Below are 19,947 nucleotides of genomic sequence, written 5' to 3' on the forward strand. Positions count from 1 at the left end.
ATAAGTCATGTGGTTCTAAAGGGTCTGTTTAGCTTTTTCCGTGTTGATGTTTTTCTAATAATGTTTCTATTCCTTCAATAGTTACTTTTCCATGTAAAACATCAACGATTTCTCCATCAGGAGAGAGGATATAGGTTGTCGGTAACACAGCTGGTAATGACATAGGCAATGTTTCTAGAGAAGATGTTTGTAATACAGGGAATTGGATTTGATAACGCTTTTTTAAATCCATAATTTCTTGATCGGATAAGCTGTCGTAGCTTATTCCAAATACGCGTAGGTCGCCAGCTTGCGCAAGTTCATTTAATTCTGGAAGCTCTTCCAAGCAAGGCTTACACCATTCCGCAAAATAATTCACGAGTGTCCACTTTTCACTTTTCCAACTGTACGATTGCCCTGAAACTGCTTCGAAAGAAGGTGTAGGTGCGCTGCGTAAATTTATAACGATAATAAGAGTCAATATCGGAATAAGAGCACATCCAAGAAGCTTCATGATGAAAGTGTTATTTTTAATAGACATATAAAGACTCGAACTGAATAGGTTTAAAGGCTGGAAAATCGGATCTTTGAAACGCTAGAACTGTATTTGAATAGCGTAATAATGATAACCATAGGTACTGTCTTGGGCAAGGTTAAGACTTAGTAAAAAATTAGTATATAGCCATAGTAACAAGATGGAGTGTATATTTCGGTTGAACCTTTCCTTGATATCTTTCTATTTCCCTCATTATTCGTTATTTTGAGTATCTGACAGTTAAATTTAATTTAGTACTACCAGAAATCAAAAGGGATGATGTTAATGAAAACGCTTTTAACCTCGATAGCAGCAGTCAGTTTTGCTTTTATCTTAGGCTCTAATTCAGCATATGCTGACACCCTTCGTTGCCAAGCGTTGTTAACAGAAGTCCCAGAAAATGTAGATATCAAAGTCGCTATGCATGCGCCAAACAAAGACGTCAGAAGTCCTTTTTGTTTAGTATCTGGTGTTATGGCTCAGCGTTTAGGTGCTAATGGAAAATTCTACTCAATTCAATTCGAATTGCGTTTGCCAAGTTATTGGCAAGGTCGCTTCGCTTATCAATTTAATGAAGGTAGTGATGGAATCGTAAAACCTGCGTTGGGTTCAATTACAGGACTTTTACCTTCACAGTATGCAATTAATCAAGGTTTCGCCGTTGTTTCTAGTAATGGAGGCCATGAAGCGAAAGCCTTTCTAGAGAAAGGCCTGATACGTAATGTTGCTTTTACTCGAGATGAAGAAGGGCGTCGTGATTATGCTTATGCTGAGGTAAAGAAACTTAACCCCATTGCACGTTCATTGGTGGAAAGTTATTACCAATTACCGATAAAGTATTCTTATGGCATTGGTCAATCAAACGGTGGGCGCTTGGCTATGGTTGCGGCAACCCGTTTCCCTAGTATGTTTGACGGTCTTCTCGTTGGCTCCCCTGGCTTTAATGCCCCTAAAGCAGCATTGCAACATGCTTGGGATATTCAGACCTTGCATAGTGTGAATGACAATATAAGCCAAGCATTAACTAAACAGGATCTCGATTTTTTTTCACGAAAAATTTTGAATCAATGTGATGCATTAGACGGGATTAATGACGATATAATTTTCGCTATTGATGCTTGTCAGACCGCTTTTAAACCGACTTCATTAATATGCAAAAGCAATCTCGACCGAGACTGTCTGCCATTGAATAAAGTGGCCGCGATAATCAAAATGTTCAAAGGCCCTCATAACTCAAAAAACCAAGCGTTGTATACGAGTTGGGTCTATGACTCAGGAATTCGCTCTGACAATTGGCGTACGTGGAAATTAGAAAGTAATCGCTCTGATTGGGACCACAAGTCTGCAGGGATTGTAATGGGAGCCTTGTCATTGGCAAATATGTACACCACGCCTTTAACTCCGATTGCCCCTGATGTTTACTCGCTTGAAAAATATTTACTCGCGTTTAATTTTGATAAAGACGCACAGAAAATTTATGTAAGAAATAAACAGTTTCCAAATTCCCCTATGTTCTTGATGACACCGCCAGATGCTGTAAAGCCGAAATTGGCCCATTTTAAGCAGCAAGGTGGGAAAATGATGATATTTCATGGTGACAGTGATCCTGTCTTTTCAGTAAAGGATACAGTTCGTTGGTATGACTTCTTAGATTTTGGTTTAGTTGGTCGAGCACAAGAGTTTGTTAAATTTTATCGTATTCCTGGTATGCCCCATGGTCAAGGTGGGGCATCAGTTGATCAATTTAATATGTTGCAACCTTTAGTTAATTGGGTCGAAAAAAGCAAAATACCACGAGAGATTATTGCTTCTACACGATTAGATAATCCAGAAATTACGTCTCGTATGGTCGGTTTAACTCGTCCACTGTGCCCTTATCCTGCTTATGCTAGATATGGAAGTGGGGATTTGAAAAAAGCTCAATCCTTCTATTGCCAATAATTTTTTCAGAACACAGATAAGACACTTTATGAAAATACGTAAATACTTAGCATCAGATAAGCTTAATATTATTAAGCTTTGGGAACAGGCTTTTCCAAATAATCCTAAACACAGTCAGCCATTGGCTATGTTAGAAGCTAAGTTAGCCGTGGATGATCTTATTTTTATCGTAGAATATCAAAGTGAATTCGCAGGTGCTTGTATCGCTGGATACGATGGCCACCGTGGTTGGCTTTACGCCGTTGCCGTGAGCCAAAATCATAGACGTTTAGGCATTGGTAAAGCCTTGATTGAACACGCTGTTCTTGAGTTAACAAAACTAGGGTGCTTTAAAGTTAACCTACAAATTCGCGACACAAACCATAATGTCGCGCATTTTTATAAATCTTTAGGGTTCGAAGTAGAGCCTAGAATTAGTATGGGAAAACGCTTGAGTCACCTTGATGTCTAACGGCCGCCAGCGACATCGATGAACCCGCCAGACGTATAACTGGCTTTATCACTTAGTAGCCAAAGAATTGCTTCAGCGACTTCTTCTGGTTGTCCTCCTCGCTTCATTGGAATACTTGGAGCCAATCGATCAACTCGGCCTGCTTCACCACCATCTTTGTGCATGTCTGTATGAATAAAACCAGGTCGTACAACATTCACACGAATACCATCATCTGCGACTTCTTTTGCAAAGCCCCTTGAAAATGTATCTACTGCGGCTTTGCTAGCAGCATAATCAACGTATTCATTAGGAGATCCACTGATTGCGGCAAGAGAGGATACATTAACGATACTTCCCCCTTTGCCTCCTTGACTAAGTGCCATGTGTTTAAATGCCGCTTGGCAGCATGAAAACGTGCCAAAGACATTAGTGTTAAAAACACGTTGCCAGCGGTTTAGGTCTGTTTGAGCGAACGTATTTTGTGTTTCTAATATTCCTGCATTATTAACCAGAGCGCTAACTGGGCCCCAATTTTTAAGAATATGTTCAAACATGGTGCTGACTTGATCAGCGTCGCAAATATCTGCTTGTATGCTATGAGCTTGACCACCAAGGTGTTTAATTTCTTCAAGAGCGGCCTGAGCGGATGCTTTGTCTAGTCGATAGTTCAGCACAACTCTATAGCCTTGCTGAGCGGCAAGTTTTGCGGTTGCTGCTCCAATGCCTCGCCCGCCGCCAGTAATCAATAGAATAGGCTTTTCCATAACAGTAACCTTATATCATTTTATGCTTGGTTTTTTACCATACTCAGTTTTTTTATGGAGATCCAGATAGAAACTAGGCTAGTACTGTCTAATGGCACAGGCTATCATGCGTGTCATTCTAATTGTACGCTTTGCTTGGAGGCTAATGTGAGCTCATCAGGTCGACATTTTATCTTAGGCTACGGCAGTCTTATTAATGGCGAAAGCCGTGCAAAAACAGGTGAAACAGGTAATGTTTGGTCTGTTAAATTGCATGGTTTTGAACGTCATTGGTCGGTGATGAGCGACGAGTTTGGTATGAGTTCTGTTGCTGTAATTCAAGTTCCCAATAAGTCTTGTAATGGCGTATTGGTAGAAGTGCCTTTTGATCAGTTCTCTTTATTTGATGAGCGTGAAAGAGGCTACCAACGGACAGTGATCCAAGCGAATCAATTAAGTGCTTATCATGCAACTTCTTTGCCTGAAGGTACTTATTGGGTTTATCACACCGAAAATTTGGTTGAACCGAATCAAGATTGCCCGATTGTCTTGAGTTATCTGGACGTCATACTGTCTGGCTGTTTAGAGCATGGTGACGACTTTACTCAAGACTTTCTTGAGCTGACAAAAGGCTGGGCATCTCCATTACTGAATGATCGAAAAACGCCTCGTTATCCTAGGGTTCAAACAGACCTTCCAACGGAGCGATTGAATACCTTATTGGCACCTGTAACCACCCTTTCAATTAAAGAGCTATCTGTAACTTATGAATCTTAATTTGACGAGTCAATTACTGACGCGCAACGAAAATGAGCTGTCTGGAAAAATTTTATTCGCTAATCCAGAAGACACGTACCCACAAAACTTGAGCAAGCAAGCCGATGTCTATGCTTGGTGCCAATCTAAAACCAGTCATGATGCTTTGGCGCGTGTTGGTTTTGCGGAAGATAAATTATTTTTGTCTGCGCAATGGGAGCAAAAAGACAATTCTGATTTTGATCATGTTGTTATTTATCAGCCAAAAGCTAAAGACCTTTTAGATTATTTATTAGCCGCTGTTTTGCCTCTTTTAAAAGAAGGTGGGCAGATTTGGTTAGTGGGTGATAACAAAAGTGGCGTTAAGTCCTCTGCAAAGCGTTTAGAAGCTGGATTGGATGATGTGGGTAAAGTTGATGGTGCAAAACACTGTTTACTTTATGCTGGCTATAAGCGCCGCCCTGCAAAACCTTTTGTATTTGAAGACTGGGTCGTTACTTGGCAACAAGATGTTGCGGGCCAAAGCTTCACCTTGTGTAGTTTACCGGGTGTGTTCGGTCACGGTAAATTAGATAAAGGCACTGGTTTGTTTTTGAACCAGCTAAATGAACACCGTTTTATGAGTGACGTTGCTAATGCTCGTATTCTCGACTTTGGTTGTGGCGACGGTATTATTTCTTTGTGGATATACAATAAAACCGGTGCAAAAATCACCGCATTAGATGACAGCGCCTTAGCGTTGAAATCGACTGAGCTGACGTTTGCTGCTAACCAAGCTAGCGACGCCTTAACTTTAGTTGCATCAAATGGATTAACGGATGTAAAAGGTCGCTTTAATTATGTTGTTTCTAATCCGCCGTTTCATAAAGGCGTGAATACAGATTACAGCATAGCGGAGAGCTTCTTTATGTCTGTTAAACAACATCTCACTCTAAACGGCGAATTGTTTGTTGTCGCGAATGATTTCTTGCGATACCCACCAATACTTGATGCTGCATTAGGCTCTCATACTCGCTTGTTCAGAGATAAAGGCTACGCCATTTATCACGGTCGCCAACCGAAAAAACGTTAAGCTTTAGATAAGTCTGATTTTAAAAAAACGGCAATATTCATGAGAGTATTGTCGTTTTTTATTGTTAGTACAGTAAGAAAATCTGTTAGGAATGAAAATCTCTCATCCAAAGCTGTAGATGCTTGAGTAAAGCCAGTGGCGCTTCGGTGAGCTGTCTGCCAAGGCGTGTGACGATATGAACTTCGCCAGAAGACAGAATCAAGTCTTCAATAGGCAAAGAGACAACCAGACCGTCTTCTAATTCTCGCCTCACAACAAAGTCGGGTAAAATAGTGACGCCCATTCCTGAGCGAACAAATTCTTTTAATAACGAAAATGAGTTAACCGTCATAGTAGGTGTAAAACGTATTCTATGTTTGAATTCGGCGACCGAAATAAGTTGTCTCACACCAAATTCTGCTTCTTGCAATGCGATTGGATAAGGCAGCATTTCTTCCAATTGCACAGGCTTATTTAAAGCGACTAAAGGATGATTCGGCGGAACGATGGCTTTTAATGGATGAAAAGAGGTTTCATGGGAGCGCAGTTTTTGATGCTGAGGGGGGTGAAATAATACGCCAATGTGCGCTTCATCTTCGTCAATTTTTCGAATTAATTCGTTTGAGCCTGCAACATATACTGAAAGTGTTAGATCAGGATACAATGCCTGAAATTGAGGTAAGGCTTTAGACATAATATCGCCAATAAAACCTTCTCCAACAGCTAATGTAATATGACCTGATTTTAAGCCTCGAATTGCTTGTAGTTCAGACAAGCAGGCTTCTTCGTTTGAGGTTGCTTCGCGATAATAACGCAATAATAATTGTCCTGCTTCTGTAGGGCGTACGCCTTTTCGGTGACGCTCAATAAGCAGGCACGCCATTTCCTCTTCTAATTGCATTATTTGTCGGCTGATCGCAGAAGGTGCCACATCCAGTTTATCTGCGGCTGCACGAATAGTACCTAAAGAAACAGCTTCATAAAAATAGGTTAAGCGTTTGGCGTTAATTTCGTTCATGACTTTCTTCTATGGCTATTTTTTTAGGAAAAATATCGATCATAATAAAACTAAAAAAGCAGAGAGAATTATTCTCGCTGCTTTTCAGAAGAGTATAACGGAAAGTATCGAATGATTATTCTTTATGAATAGGCAATCGCTGTTTTACTAAATCACACCAAAACCGAATGGCGACCTCAATGACATTATCATTAAAGTCGTAATAAGGATTATGCAACGCAATAGATTCTTCTTCATCTACGCCCAACCAAAAATACGCACCCGGGCATTCATTTAGCATAAACGCAAAGTCTTCAGATGCCATAGAAGGCGGAGTGTTTCTATGAGAACGTTCATCACCAAGGTGTTTGTTAGCTACCTGAGAAACGATCTCTGCGTGTTCTACATGATTCATTGTGACCGGATAACCTTGATGGTACGTAAGTTCAACAGACAGGCCGGGTGATTGGTTATAGCTGTCGATATAACCTTCCAGTAGTGTTTGAACTTGGTCACGGACGACGCCGTTAAGGCAGCGGACGGTTCCTTGTAATGATGCTGATTCAGGCAGCACATTAATGGCTTCGCCACTGTTAAACATAGTGATGCTAACCACGGCGGATTCCAGTGGAGAAATGTGACGAGACACAATAGTCTGCAGGCGCAAGACAATATCTGATGCCGCGACAATAGGGTCAATACCCATATGAGGCATAGCGGCATGACAGCCTTTCCCTGTGACTTTAATATCAAAGGTATCAAGAGACGCCATCATTGCACCATCGTTGACCGAAATGTGGCCAGCGGGTAATCCAGGCCAATTATGCAGACCGTAAATCGCGTCCATTGGAAAACGAGTGAACAATCCGTCTTCTATCATTTTTTGAGCGCCACCAAGGTTTTCCTCAGCGGGCTGAAAGACAAAATAAATCGTGCCATTAAAAGGCTTAGTGGCAGCCAAATGACGGGCTGCACCTAAAAGCATTGCCGTGTGACCGTCATGCCCACAAGCATGCATGCAGCCGCTGTGCTGAGATTTATGCTCTGGTGCGCCTAGTTCCTGGATAGGTAACGCATCCATATCGGCTCGTAAGCCAATGCTTGGACCATCACCATTTTTTAAAACGCCAACGACGCCAGTTACACCTATACCAGTGTGAATTTCTAGACCAAAGCTGGTTAATAAATCGGCGACTTGTTGTGAGGTTTGGTGTTCGGCAAAGCCCAGTTCAGGATGTTGATGAAAGTTTCTACGCCATGCTTTGGCGTCTACAACAAGCTGTTTGATATCTGACATCTTCACTCCAAATTATTCATGCAAGGTAAAAGTCGAATGGCATGTAAATAGTGTGCAAGTCACCAAACAGATTGATTATGTTTGGTGACTTAATTCTGGGCTAACTAAAGGAAAGCATTCGCGATAAGAGCGGAGCCAATATAGGTGCCAGTGAACACTAAGATAGAGATCACAGCAATCTTAAAGCCAGAGCGTTTGAACAAATCCACTTCCATTTTAGTGATTGCCATTGCTGCGTAAGCCAATACTGGCGTAACCATCGCAAGGAAGCTGATATTTTTCAGTTCTGCCAAAATTGGCGCGGCAACCGGCGACACAGGAATGGTCAGCAAAACGCTCACAAGGGATACCCAAGCGACTGCAGGAAAGCCAATAGGGATGAATTTTGACAACAACATACCGACAACGACCATAGCAAAAATAATCAACATGGCTGGCAATGCTGCGAAAAAATCGGTTCCTGCTCCTGCCCAGTTACTGACAAGGCTGACCAAACACATCACAATCAGCGCAATAATGCTTTCTTTCAATGTTAGACGAATTTCTTTTGATGCTTCTTCATTCATAGTGTCAGTTTGAGTAGTCATATTAATGTGACTCCTTTGAAGTGATTGTACTCGTATTGTCTTTTGATAATTTTCTGTAGAACCATTCAGAGAAAGGCAAGGTAATGAAAATCGCAACATATAAGCCTGTTGCATTTGTCAGTAAGTTACTGGCACCCGCGAAGGCAAGAATTTCATCTTTCATTTCTGGAAAGGATGTTGCTAACGTACCTGAACACGCTGCAGTCATACTGCCACTACCAACGCCACAAGCCATTGCGAGTGCGCGAGGATCAAACCACCCAGTGGAAGCAAAGAAACCTGCTAATAAAGCGAAGTAAATCGTACCAAACATGGTGCCCATCACGTAAACGCCCATCACGCCGATACCTTCATTACTTTTTAACCCATAACGATCTGAGATTAATGCAATGTTTGGCTCGCGAGCGATAGAAAAAGTTGCGCCAATGGCTTCACGACCCATTTTAAATACCAAGACGGCGATTGGCATAGCGATTAGCATGGTGCCTAAATTACCTAATTCTTGAATAATCATAGCAGAGCCAGCTTCTGCAATTTTAGGCAGAGCAGGTCCTATTAAGGTTCCGAATTTGGCAATGAAAGGCAGAATACCGATCACAATGATTGGCGCGGCAATAGACGCTTGTTTTTTGGTGATGATTTTCTCTGAAAACTTCAGAATATTAGGGTTAAAGAAAAGACATAAAATAAAAGCATAGAACAAGGGTAAAAATAGTAGCTTAGCATTTGCAACAGGAATACTTTGAATGCCGATCCATTCAGAGATAACAGACATCGCAATAACGATTAAATGCAATCGCCAATTCAGCAATAAGCTTGTGGGTGTAGATTCAGGCTTCATGGGAATGCTCCAGTGATTTTTTATAAGTTAATGACACGGTTATAAAACGCTTTTATTTGTTGCCTTTTAATAATGGCGTTGTTGCTTTTAAGGCAACAATGGCGAAGAAGTACTTTTTTTAAGTTATTGCTCTGTCAGAATCTAGTGAATTCCATGAGTGTTTCTTGCACTTTTATAGGGATGAGTTGCACTAATAATGATCTTCTTAGAAAAAGTGACCTTGTACTCTAGAAGGCAATGTGTGGGTTAATACTCTTCACGCATCGTTATGGTGCATCCGAACGATCTTACGCTTCACAGTAATATTTGTGGCCTTGTATCTACTCTTTTTACTTATTTCAAAAAGTGATTAAAATAGACTGAGTTAGTATGAAATGATCTATAAAAAAATGAGATCGGAAATAACAGTTTTGGTCTTTTTAAGGCATAAACAAGAGAAAGTCTGGAGAAAGCTGTTTATTTTTTGAATTGTTGTAGAGTATGAATCATTACTTTAATAGTTTTTGATAAACAAGTTTTCCCTTTGTGAATTTGGGTCATTACCTTAATAAGGTCTGTAATGATGTTTTTTTGAGCAAAGGGGAAAATAATAAATAGGGTGCTATTCTCAATTCTGTTAAAATAGCGCCCATAAAATGTTCAGCTTTTCATGTCGATTAGACTGACAAATCGAATACAGGATTTTACTTTGAATAATAACGATGTTTTACGCCGCCTTCGCTACACTTTTGACCTAAAAGAACTGACTATTGTAGACATGTTCAGCCAAGCTGACGGTGTTGCAACGCAAGACCAAGTGACGAGTTGGTTAAAGAAAGAGGATGATGCAGGTTACGTAGAAATGGTTGACGTAGAACTAGCAACTTTTTTAAACGGCTTTATTAATAGTAAGCGAGGCAAACGTGAAGGCCCACAGCCAGAAGCTGAAACACGTTTAACTAACAATGCTATTTTTATGAAATTGCGTATTGCTTTGAACCTACAAGCAGACGATATTCTAGACATTATGGCATTAGCAGAATTCAATTTAAGTCGTCACGAGCTGAGCTCATTCTTTCGTAAAAAAGGCACTCGACAGTATTGCGAATGTAAGGATCAAATCCTACGTAACTTCTTAATGGGGTTGCAAAAACAGCACCGAGCTTAATGATGATTGTTGGCTCTAGATAAATATAGAAAGTGATAGGCGTGATAGATAAAAATTGACTAGAACGCCATCATACTAACGCTTAAATCAATTAAGTTTAATCTCCTCACTCTTACTTCTGTTTCTCTGCATTTTTTGTGCGTCTACGTTTTTATCATGTCCGCTCTTATTGATAGCGCTTTAATATGATCTTTTTATAGTGGGCTTCCCTTTTATTGAGGCGGGTCATGGCGAAAATTCTGAATTTATTTACACAAAAAACTCTGAGTTAGGATTGTCCACAAGCGATTTTTAAATTAGTCTTACAATAACACTTTAATGCTAGCTTAAAGTTAAGCCTTGATTTGATCGTGCCCTCATGACTGTTGAGAAGCTTATTGGTCACCTAGATGACAGTAATTGTTATTACTTCTGGTCTGGTCGTGATCAAACTTTTTTTGCTCTAAGGTGACTAAGTGTAGATAGAAACTTAAAAATACACACATCTACAGCGATCTTTAACTAGATGCTTAGATGTTAATAAAAAACAAATATAAAAAGGTAATCGTATGAAAAAAATTATAAAAAGTACGTTAATAGTCGCTGCTTTCGCTTTTATGACCGGCGCCACTGCTGCTGACTACCCATCTAAAACAATCCGACTTGTTGTACCTTTTAGTCCTGGTGGCGGTACCGATTCTGTTGGCCGTGCTATCGCGAACTCAACAAAAGATATTCTTGGTGAAAACATCATCGTTATGAACAGAACAGGTGGTTCTGGTGCAGTTGGTATGAGCTTTGGTGCTCAACAACGTCCAGACGGTTATACTGTTACTGTTGTCACTCGTGAAATTGCGTCTTTACCTCAAATGGGTTTGATGCAGCATGATGCAGACGATTTCAAACTGATTCGTATGGTCAACTTAGACCCAGCGGTTGTTCTTGTAAGCAAAGACAGCCCTTTCAATAACATCAACGAATTAGTTGCTGAAGCTAAGAAACGTGATGGTGGTGTTAAATTCGCTTCTACTGCGAAACCAAACTTCTATCTAATGGCGTTAGAAAATAGCCAAAACATCAAGCTAAATGCAATTCCTTACAATGGCTCAGCAGAAGCAATTCCTTCTGTATTGGGTGGTCATACGGCAGTCACTATGGTGACACCAGGCGAAGCGCTTTCTCAAATTAAAGCAGGCCAATTAAAAGCACTTGGTATCATGTCTGAAGAGCGCATTGCCTTTCTTCCAAATGTTCCAACGTTGAAAGAGCAAGGTGTTGATGTGTCTACGGGTACGTGGCGTGGACTTGGTGTACCAAAAAATACACCTGATGCAATTGTTGAGACTCTAGGTGCTGCGTTTGATAAAGCAATGGCTTCACCTGAATTCGTTAAGTTTATGAAAAATGGTGCTATGACAATTCATAATTTAGATGCGAAAGCGTTTACTGAATTTGTTGCTCAAGATTCTAAAAACTTAGGTGCTCTTATTAATCAATAAGTGACACACATTAAAAAACGCCTCTAATTTATTTAGGGGCGTTTTTGTAACAAATAGGTTGTGGACATGAAAACTAAAAGCCTTATTTTTCCGGTAATAGTTGTTGTTATAAGTTTTATCGCACTGTATTTCATCAGTCAGTTTCCAACTCCGCGTTTTCAAGACGCGAGTGTGACGTCTAAGTTTTTTCCTACCGCTGTAGCGATCATACAAATAATAATCTGCTTTTTTATTATCTTAGGCGAACTTCTCAATAGAAAAGAAATTTCTTACCAAGCGGCCTTCTTTAACAAATATTCATTGTTTGGTGCTGCGTTTATTATTTCTTACGTTGCTTTGATTTATGTCTTTGGCTACTTCATCTCAACATTAGCTGCGTTTATTGTGTACCTGTTGTTCTTTAAGATTAAGATTATTGGTTACTACATTACGGCGATTCTCTTTACTTGTGCTGTGTATTACATTTTCGCGAATGTTTTCTTTGTTGCTCTTCCTGAAGGGCTGATATTCGGAGGTGTATTATGATGGATCACTTGTTGAATGGCCTGATGACGGCTCTCAGTTTTGACATTTTACCTATTCTAATTTTTGGTGTTGTCGGCGGGATTATCCTCGGCGCAATGCCTGGTTTAACAGCAACAATGGGTGTAGCAATCTTGCTTCCATTCACATTTGGAATGGAATCTACAGCTGCTCTTGTAATGCTGATTGGTGTTTATATTGGTGGGATTTATGGTGGCTCTATTTCGGCCATTTTATTGAATACGCCGGGAACACCGGCCTCAGCCGCCAGTGTATTAGATGGCTATACCTTAACAAGAAATGGGCAAGCGGCCAGAGCACTTAGTATTTCAGCTATCTCCTCTTTTACAGGCGGATTTATTAGTACAGTGCTACTGATTGGATTTGCACCAGTACTTGCTAGCTTTGCCTTGAAGTTTAGTGCTCCAGAATACTTTGCCCTTGCGTTGTTCGGTCTTACGATCATTTCCACCATTTCTGGTGGCGATATCATGAAAGGCTTATTAGCGGGTACAATTGGTCTTTTGATATCTGTTGTTGGTCTTGACCCTATTACTAGTGTTCCTCGTTTTACATTTGGCGTACAGGACTTATACAACGGCATTAGCATCATTCCTGTATTAATTGGTTTGTTCGCTTTATCTGAAGCGCTGACTCAATTAGAAGGCGTTATATCTGATAAAAAGCAAAAACTAGATTCATTTAGTTTGAAAATGCTAAGTCGAAAAGACTTAAAAGAAATAGCGCCTACGGCCATTAAAAGTGGTGTGATCGGTACCGTTATAGGTAGTGTTCCAGGTGCCGGTGCTGATATTGCCGCCTTTGTTAGTTATAACGAAGCGAAGCGTGCGTCTAAAACACCTGAAGATTTTGGTAACGGCTCTATCAAAGGGTTGAGCGCGGCAGAAGCGGGTAATAATGGTGTAACAGGTGGTGCCTTAGTTCCTCTTCTTACACTCGGTGTTCCTGGTGATGCAGTAACTGCCGTCCTTCTTGGTGCTTTGATAATTCAAGGTCTTGCTCCGGGCCCTTTATTGTTCACCTATAACCCTGATATCGTTTACGGTATTTTCAGTTCCATGTTAATCGCAAACATTGTGATGTTAGTAGTTGGGCTCTTAGGCATTCGTTTCTTTTGTAAGATCATTGAAATACCTAGAATTTTGATGATTCCAATTATCATGTTCTTATCGATTATTGGTGCATACTCAATCAATAACTCTATGTTTGATGTAGGGATAGCGGCATTCTTTGGATTGTTAGGCTTTCTCTTTATTAAACTTAAAGTGCCTTTGTCGCCAATATTGATTGCTATGATTCTTGGCCCAATGGCGGAAACAAATCTACGTAAAGCTCTTCTTCTTTCAGAGGGTTCTTGGTCGTTTCTATATGAAAGACCTATTACTCTGGTTTTCTTAGGCTTAACAGCATTGTCTATCTATACGGCGATAAAGTTAAATCGAAAACAAAAAGCGGTTATTGCGGAAGTGGAAGCAGCCAAATAGTTTTGAGAAAGAACTAGAAATAGAGGTTTAACTACTAACAGTTTAAATCGCAGATAAGAAAACGCCCGATTGGGCGTTTTTTTTATATTTTTTAATGTAGGAAAAGAATCAACATTTACGCTGCGCTTCCTGCAAGTGTTTCTATGCGATTTTCTTCTACTGCATGACAGGCAATTAGGTGACCTAGTTCTTGACCGTCTAAACGCAATGCTGGGGTTTCATTACGACAGCGATCATTCGCGTAGCTACAACGACCGTGAAAAGCACAACCAGACGGCGGATTAAGCGGTGATGGTAATTCACCTTCTAATTTAATACGCGTACGGCGCTTCTCTGGTGACAGCTGAGGTGTACTCGATAACAAAGCCAAGGTGTAAGGGTGTTTTGGGTTCTCGAACAATTGCTCACGAGTACCTTGCTCCACCACTTTACCGAGATACATCACCATCACGTCATCGGCGATGTGTTCTACCACAGATAAATCATGGGAGATGAATACGTAGCTCAAGCCAAACTCTTCCTGCAAATCCATCATCAAGTTCAATACCTGTGCTTGAACTGAGACGTCGAGGGCTGAGACAGGCTCATCAGCGACGATGACGTTTGGGTCAAGCATCAAGCCTCGGGCAATGGCAATACGCTGACGTTGTCCACCAGAGAACATATGCGGATAGCGATCATAATGTTCTGCCTTTAAGCCCACCTTCGACATAATCGTCAGCGCTTTTTCTTTGCGTTCTGCTTTTGACAATGTCGTGTTGATGATCAGAGGCTCTTCTAAAATTGCTCCAATCTTTTTGCGTGGGTTCAATGAACCGTAAGGGTTTTGGAAGATGATCTGAATCTTCTGACGTAATTTGGCTTGAGCATCTTTCGTTAAAGTTAGTAAGTCTTCACCTAGATGCGCCAAGCTTCCAGCTGTTGGTGTTTCAATCATAGTGAGCATGCGACCTAGGGTCGATTTACCACAACCAGACTCCCCTACAACAGCTAGTGTCTTGCCCTTTTCAAGGTTGAAACTAATCCCATCAACGGCTTTGACAACGGCATTGGGTTTAAACAAACCCTGTTTAACGTGGTAATGCTGTTTGAGGTTTTCCGCTTTTAAAATTAATTGGCTATCGGATTGATTCATGCGGCTGGTCTCCCTTCGCTGTCCAATGGCGTATGGCACTTCACTTGACGATGAATGTCGCCTTGGTTCGCTGGTTCTACTTTACGACAATGATCGGTCGCATAAGGACAACGCGGGCTTAATAAGCAGCCGAGGGGGCGATCATATTGACCAGGCACCACACCTGGAAGCGCTTCAAGTCGAGCCTTACCTGCGGCCGATTCTGGCAAAGAAGCCAGCAAAGCTTGTGTGTATGGGTGTTTTGGCGTACTAAACACTTCAGCTGCGGGGCCTGACTCTACAATTTGCCCTGCGTACATCACGATAACGCGATGAGCCACTTCCGCCACAAGAGCCAAATCGTGAGTGATCAGCACTAAGCCCATTTGCTTCTGGCGTTGTAAATCAATCAGTAGATCAATGATCTGAGCTTGTATTGTCACGTCTAAAGCCGTTGTTGGCTCGTCTGCAATCAGTAGACGTGGATTACACGCAATGGCGATAGAGATCATTATACGTTGGCTCATACCACCAGAAAGCTGATGCGGGTAGTTGTCCAAACGTGATTCTGGTGCAGGAATACCGACTTGAGTCAGTAATTCAATGGCACGAGCTTTCAGTTCTTTTTTACTGCCGCCTTGGTGTGTTTTTAAGGCTTCAATTATTTGATAACCCACAGTAAAGCATGGGTTTAAACTTGTCATTGGGTCTTGGAAGATCATTGCAATGTCGGAGCCTGTTAGCTTACGACGCTGCTTTTCTGGCATCGCTTGCAGATCTTGGTTGTCAAAAGATAAATTGTCTGCGGTCACTTTGCCGGGGAAATCGATTAATCCCATGATCGACAAAGAACTGACACTTTTTCCTGAGCCAGATTCGCCAACGATACCAAGAACTTCACCTTCTTCGATCTTGTAACTGATGTTATCTACGGCACGAAAGTTGCCGAAGGTAACGCTTAAATTTTCCAACTGTAACAGGGACATCTGAACCTCTCCTACTGTTTCAATTTAGGGTCAAGAGCGTCGCGTAAGCCATCGCCCATGAGGTTAAACGCCAATACCGTGATCAGTATGATCAAACCTGGGAAGGTCACAACCCACCATGCGCGTTGTACGAATTGCAAAGCGTTGGCCAACATAGATCCCCATTCCGGTGTTGGTGGTTGAGCACCTAACCCAAGGAAGCCAAGCGCAGCCATATCAAGAATGGCACTTGAAAAACCAAGTGTTGCTTGCACGATTAAGGGGGCTAAACAATTTGGCAGAATACACACAAACATAAGACGTAACGGACTTGCGCCAATAACACGAGAGGATGTCACGTAATCACGAGACATCTCGGCCATGGTTGCCGCACGGGTTAATCGCACATAATGCGGTAATGACACGATAGAAATGGCCAATGCCGCGTTCACAATGCTTGGCCCTAAAATCGCCACAATCGCAATCGCTAGCAACAAGCTTGGCATCGCCAACATAATATCGACGATACGCATGATCGCGGTATCAATAAGACCTTTGAAATACCCAGCTACAAGGCCAAGTAAAATCCCCATAATCAAAGACGCCGTCACAGCCACAATGCCAACGGCAATAGAGAGACGAGAGCCATAAATTAAGCGGGATAAAATGTCGCGGCCAACGTCGTCTGTGCCTAAGACAAAAGACCAGTTACCGCCTTCCAACCAGGCTGGTGGCAATAACAAAGCATCACGGTATTGATCAGACGGAGAATGGGGTGCAACAAAATTGGCAAAGATCGCCATAAAGAAAATCAATGCGATAACAATTAGGCCACCTAAAGCGCCTTTGTTACTGCTGAAATAGTGCCAAAACTCTTGAAACGGTGTCATAGGAACAGGTGCCGATACTAGGCTGTTGTCCGTTGACGTTTTTGTCGTACTTGTAGTTTGAATGGTCATAAAACGTCTCCTTATCGGCTATGTCGAATGCGTGGATTGATGATGCCGTAAGTGATATCCACCATGAGATTCACAAAAATGATGATACAAGCCACAATTAAAATACCGCCTTGTACAACAGGGTAATCACGGCGACCAATGGACTCGATAAGCCATTTACCAACACCAGGCCAGGCAAAAACCGTTTCCGTTAGAATTGCGCCAGACAGCAAAATACCGACTTGCAAACCGATTACGGTAATTACAGGAATGAGGGCATTACGTAACGCGTGAATCACAATGACGCGCCAAGGTGCAATGCCTTTTGCACGGGCGGTACGAATGTAATCTTCGCTCAAAACTTCCAACATGGAAGAGCGAGTCATACGGGCAATTACGGCCATAGGAATCGTACCGAGTACAATACTTGGCAAAATAAGATGCGAGACGGCTGAGGCAAATGCTCCCTCTTCATCAGATAAGAATGTGTCAATCAACATGAAGCCGGTGACATCGTCAATCCAATAGGTAACGTCGATCCGCCCAGAAACAGGCGTCCAACCAAGGTTGACGGAAAAGACCAGCATAAGCAGCAAAGCCCACCAAAAAACAGGCATGGAATAACCTGTCAGCGAAAATGTCATGACAGAATGATCAACAATGGTACCGCGCTTCACAGCGGCAAAAATTCCGGCGGGTAAACCAATCGAAATCGCGAAAATAACGGCACACAGAGCAAGCTCTATCGTTGCTGGAAATAAAGTTAAGAATTCGCTCATTACAGGTTCTTTAGTAACGAGGGAGTTGCCTAAGTCACCCTGTAAAACACCCGTCACATAACGAAAATATTGGATGTACAGCGGCTGATCAAAACCCAATTGAGCGCTTAATTCAGCATGGCGCTCAGGACTGACGCCACGTTCACCGGCCATGACATCAATAGGGTCACCCGGGATCAAACGAATAAGGGTAAAGGTCAATAAAGTGATTCCGATAAAGGTCGGAATAACGAGACTTAAACGACGAAAAATAAATTGAAACATAAAGGACTGATTCTCTTACCATGTTATAGGAGCGCATCACTTCGATTTGAAGAGCTATTTTATTTGAATAGCCGTTTGATTTGATTAGGTGTTTAACCAGATCCGCTCTATGAACAAAATGCCTACTCACGTCCTAGCGAGCAGGCATTTTATAAGTTGTCCAATTAAGGACGGCTTTCTAAACGTTTTTTATTTACTAACGTTGTAGAAGAAGTGACCACCAAGTGGGTCTACTTTATAGCCTTTTACTTCTTTACGGATTGGCTCGTAAACAACAGAGTGAGCAATCGTGATCCAAGGTGCTTCACGTTTGAAGACAACTTGAGATTCTTCATACAACTTAGTACGTTCTGCTTTATCTGCAGTACGTTTTGCACCTAGCAATAAGTTGTTGAATTCTTCGTTACACCATTGTGCACGGTTAGAACCGCCTACGCCTTCACAACCAAGCAATACGTATAGGAAGTTATCTGGATCACCATTATCACCAGTCCAACCTAGTAGAACCGTATCGTGCTCACCTTTCTTAGAACGATCTAGGTATTCACCCCATTCGTAAGAAACTATCTCTGCTTTAACGCCAATTTTTGACCAATCTTCTTGCATAACTTCTGCCATACGGCGTGCATTTGGATTGTATGGACGTTGAACAGGCATTGCCCAAATATTGGTAGTAAAACCATCTGGATATCCTGCTTCCGCTAACAATTTCTTCGCTTTTACAGGATCGTATTGGTAATCCACAACTTTGTTGTTGTAAGACCACATTGTTGGTGGAATAGGGTTCTTAGCCACTTTACCTGCGCCTTGGAAAACCGTATCAATGATTGCGCTCTTATCTGTCGCTAGGCTTAATGCTTGACGAACTCGAACATCATTAAATGGTTTTTTCTGAGTGTTAAACGCTAAGTAACCAACGTTTAAACCTTCTTGGCTTAGCAAGTTAATGTTTGGATCCGCTTCCATTTGCTTAAGATCAGCTGGATTCGGGTAAGGCATAACATCACATTCGCCAGCTTTTAGTTTTGCATAACGAACAGACGCGTCTGGCGTGATAGAGAAAACAAGACGGTCAACTTTCGCTTTGCCTTTCCAGTAATTTTCAAACGCTGTGTAGCGAATCAAAGAATCTTTACGGTACTGAACTTTTTGGAAAGGACCTGTGCCAACTGGATCACTGTCTAGCTTTTCAGGCGTGCCTGCTTTCATCAAAGCATCAGCTTGTTCTTTAGAGAAGATAGACGCGAAGTCCATTGCCATATTGGCAACAAAAGGCGCTTCTTGTTGATTAAGAACAAACTTCACTGTGTAGTCGTCGATTCTTACGATGTCTTTAACCAGCGTATCCATACCCATCGCTGTGTAGTACTCGTAAGAGCCACCAGAAACCATGTGGTAAGGGTTGTTTTTGTTGCCTTGACGGTCAAATGAGAAAATTACGTCATCAGCGTTAAAGTCACGCGTTGGTGTGAAATCTTTTGTTGAATGAAACTGTACGCCTTTGCGCAAATGGAAGGTGTATTCAAGACCGTCGCTTGATACATCGTAGCTCTCAGCTAATCCTGCTTCCGTTTCCGTTGTACCTAGTTTGAATTCTAGCAAACGGTTGAACATGTTTTTTGATGAAGCATCAAATGTGGTGCCTGAAGTGTAAAGTGACGCGTTAAAACCTTCTGGACTACCTTCTGAACAGTAAACCAGTGTGGTTGCAGCGTGAGTAGACGTGCTGATTGCGCCAGCAGCCATAAGTGCAAGTGTTAGTGTGGCTAACCCTTTTTTCATTGTAACTCTCCATTAGTGTAATTATATGCGTATTAAGCAGGTTGGAAGTCGAATCAATGCATTCGTTACTTTTGTGATTTTTTAGAAAGGCGAAGTCAATTTTCTTTCGTTCTTCAGAAACAAACTTCATTCAAACTCCTGTTTAAATGAAGTTGCTCTGCCTCATCCTTGAGCCCCCTTTGCTATTAATAACAATGCTGAATAAACAACATCATTAAAAAACAGCGTATTTGAAGATTACTCAAATGGCATTAAATGACCAATCGAAATAATGATATGGCCTATGCGTGTAA

Annotated in this window: 19 protein-coding genes; 8 read left to right on the forward strand and 11 right to left on the reverse strand. The window is 41.6% G+C overall.

Annotated features, from left to right (window positions below):
• Positions 1-28 precede the first annotated feature (28 nt).
• Positions 29-520, reverse strand: coding sequence for a TlpA family protein disulfide reductase (locus tag IF202_RS06400; protein WP_191594057.1), 492 nt, complete (start codon positions 518-520; stop codon positions 29-31).
• Between the two features lie 279 nt (positions 521-799).
• Here IF202_RS06400 and IF202_RS06405 point away from each other — a divergent pair, with 279 nt between their 5' ends.
• Together IF202_RS06405 and IF202_RS06410 are read left to right on the forward strand one after the other, a co-directional pair.
• Positions 800-2,455, forward strand: coding sequence for a tannase/feruloyl esterase family alpha/beta hydrolase (locus IF202_RS06405; RefSeq protein ID WP_191594058.1), 1,656 nt, complete (start codon positions 800-802; stop codon positions 2,453-2,455).
• Positions 2,456-2,483: 28 nt separating this feature from the next.
• Positions 2,484-2,906, forward strand: coding sequence for a GNAT family acetyltransferase (locus tag IF202_RS06410; protein ID WP_191594059.1), 423 nt, complete (start codon positions 2,484-2,486; stop codon positions 2,904-2,906).
• On the opposite strand, the gene IF202_RS06415 is transcribed toward IF202_RS06410, so the two are convergent.
• Positions 2,903-3,652 (reverse strand): SDR family oxidoreductase, encoded by a 750-nt coding sequence (locus IF202_RS06415; RefSeq protein ID WP_191594060.1) that lies wholly within the window; start codon positions 3,650-3,652, stop codon positions 2,903-2,905. The two genes, IF202_RS06410 and IF202_RS06415, sit on opposite strands and share 4 nt — an antisense overlap.
• Before the next feature lie 147 nt (positions 3,653-3,799).
• Here IF202_RS06415 and IF202_RS06420 point away from each other — a divergent pair, with 147 nt between their 5' ends.
• Both IF202_RS06420 and IF202_RS06425 read left to right on the forward strand, forming a co-directional pair.
• Positions 3,800-4,408 (forward strand): gamma-glutamylcyclotransferase family protein, encoded by a 609-nt coding sequence (locus IF202_RS06420; protein ID WP_191594061.1) that lies wholly within the window; start codon positions 3,800-3,802, stop codon positions 4,406-4,408.
• Positions 4,398-5,459, forward strand: coding sequence for a class I SAM-dependent methyltransferase (locus tag IF202_RS06425; protein WP_191594062.1), 1,062 nt, complete (start codon positions 4,398-4,400; stop codon positions 5,457-5,459). Before IF202_RS06420 ends, IF202_RS06425 begins: the two co-directional genes overlap by 11 nt.
• Positions 5,460-5,544: 85 nt before the next feature.
• Here the strand turns inward: IF202_RS06425 and IF202_RS06430 are convergent, their stop codons facing one another.
• From IF202_RS06430 to IF202_RS06445, 4 genes are all read right to left on the reverse strand, one after another.
• Positions 5,545-6,456, reverse strand: a complete 912-nt coding sequence (locus tag IF202_RS06430) for a LysR family transcriptional regulator (RefSeq protein ID WP_191594063.1) — start codon at positions 6,454-6,456, stop codon at positions 5,545-5,547.
• Positions 6,457-6,571: 115 nt separating this feature from the next.
• Positions 6,572-7,732, reverse strand: coding sequence for a M20 aminoacylase family protein (locus tag IF202_RS06435; protein WP_191594064.1), 1,161 nt, complete (start codon positions 7,730-7,732; stop codon positions 6,572-6,574).
• 104 nt (positions 7,733-7,836) lie between these two features.
• Positions 7,837-8,319 (reverse strand): hypothetical protein, encoded by a 483-nt coding sequence (locus IF202_RS06440; protein WP_235963344.1) that lies wholly within the window; start codon positions 8,317-8,319, stop codon positions 7,837-7,839.
• 1 nt (position 8,320) lies between these two features.
• Positions 8,321-9,160 carry a DUF3100 domain-containing protein gene (locus IF202_RS06445; RefSeq protein ID WP_191594065.1) on the reverse strand — a complete coding sequence of 280 codons (840 nt, stop codon included), beginning with the start codon at positions 9,158-9,160 and terminating at the stop codon, positions 8,321-8,323.
• Between the two features lie 688 nt (positions 9,161-9,848).
• Here IF202_RS06445 and IF202_RS06450 point away from each other — a divergent pair.
• The 4 genes from IF202_RS06450 (at position 9,849) to IF202_RS06465 (ending at position 13,812) form a co-directional block, all read left to right on the forward strand.
• Entirely contained in the window at positions 9,849-10,307 is a 459-nt protein-coding gene (locus IF202_RS06450; RefSeq protein ID WP_191594066.1) for a YehS family protein, read from the forward strand.
• Positions 10,308-10,855: 548 nt separating this feature from the next.
• Positions 10,856-11,785, forward strand: coding sequence for a tripartite tricarboxylate transporter substrate binding protein (locus tag IF202_RS06455; protein ID WP_191594067.1), 930 nt, complete (start codon positions 10,856-10,858; stop codon positions 11,783-11,785).
• A gap of 66 nt (positions 11,786-11,851) precedes the next feature.
• Entirely contained in the window at positions 11,852-12,310 is a 459-nt protein-coding gene (locus IF202_RS06460) for a tripartite tricarboxylate transporter TctB family protein (protein WP_191594068.1), read from the forward strand.
• Positions 12,307-13,812 carry a tripartite tricarboxylate transporter permease gene (locus IF202_RS06465; protein WP_191594069.1) on the forward strand — a complete coding sequence of 502 codons (1,506 nt, stop codon included), beginning with the start codon at positions 12,307-12,309 and terminating at the stop codon, positions 13,810-13,812. Before IF202_RS06460 ends, IF202_RS06465 begins: the two co-directional genes overlap by 4 nt.
• A 115-nt stretch (positions 13,813-13,927) precedes the next feature.
• On the opposite strand, the gene IF202_RS06470 is transcribed toward IF202_RS06465, so the two are convergent.
• From IF202_RS06470 to IF202_RS06490, 5 genes are all read right to left on the reverse strand, one after another.
• Complete coding sequence (locus IF202_RS06470) at positions 13,928-14,947, reverse strand: peptide ABC transporter ATP-binding protein (protein WP_191594070.1); 1,020 nt, start codon at positions 14,945-14,947, stop codon at positions 13,928-13,930.
• The gene (gene dppD / locus IF202_RS06475; RefSeq protein WP_191594071.1) at positions 14,944-15,912 is read right to left on the reverse strand and encodes a dipeptide ABC transporter ATP-binding protein; all 969 of its coding nucleotides are present in this window, start codon (positions 15,910-15,912) and stop codon (positions 14,944-14,946) included. The genes IF202_RS06470 and dppD overlap by 4 nt, the downstream gene beginning before the upstream one ends.
• Positions 15,913-15,923: 11 nt before the next feature.
• A complete protein-coding gene (gene dppC / locus IF202_RS06480; protein ID WP_191594072.1) occupies positions 15,924-16,850 on the reverse strand; it encodes a dipeptide ABC transporter permease DppC in 927 nt (308 codons plus the stop codon).
• Between the two features lie 11 nt (positions 16,851-16,861).
• Positions 16,862-17,872 (reverse strand): ABC transporter permease subunit, encoded by a 1,011-nt coding sequence (locus IF202_RS06485; protein WP_191594073.1) that lies wholly within the window; start codon positions 17,870-17,872, stop codon positions 16,862-16,864.
• 189 nt (positions 17,873-18,061) lie between these two features.
• Positions 18,062-19,654 carry an ABC transporter substrate-binding protein gene (locus tag IF202_RS06490; protein WP_191594074.1) on the reverse strand — a complete coding sequence of 531 codons (1,593 nt, stop codon included), beginning with the start codon at positions 19,652-19,654 and terminating at the stop codon, positions 18,062-18,064.
• Positions 19,655-19,947: the final 293 nt, after the last annotated feature.

Source organism: Marinomonas colpomeniae, from assembly GCF_014803385.1.
Taxonomy (GTDB): Bacteria; Pseudomonadota; Gammaproteobacteria; order Pseudomonadales; family Marinomonadaceae; genus Marinomonas; species Marinomonas colpomeniae.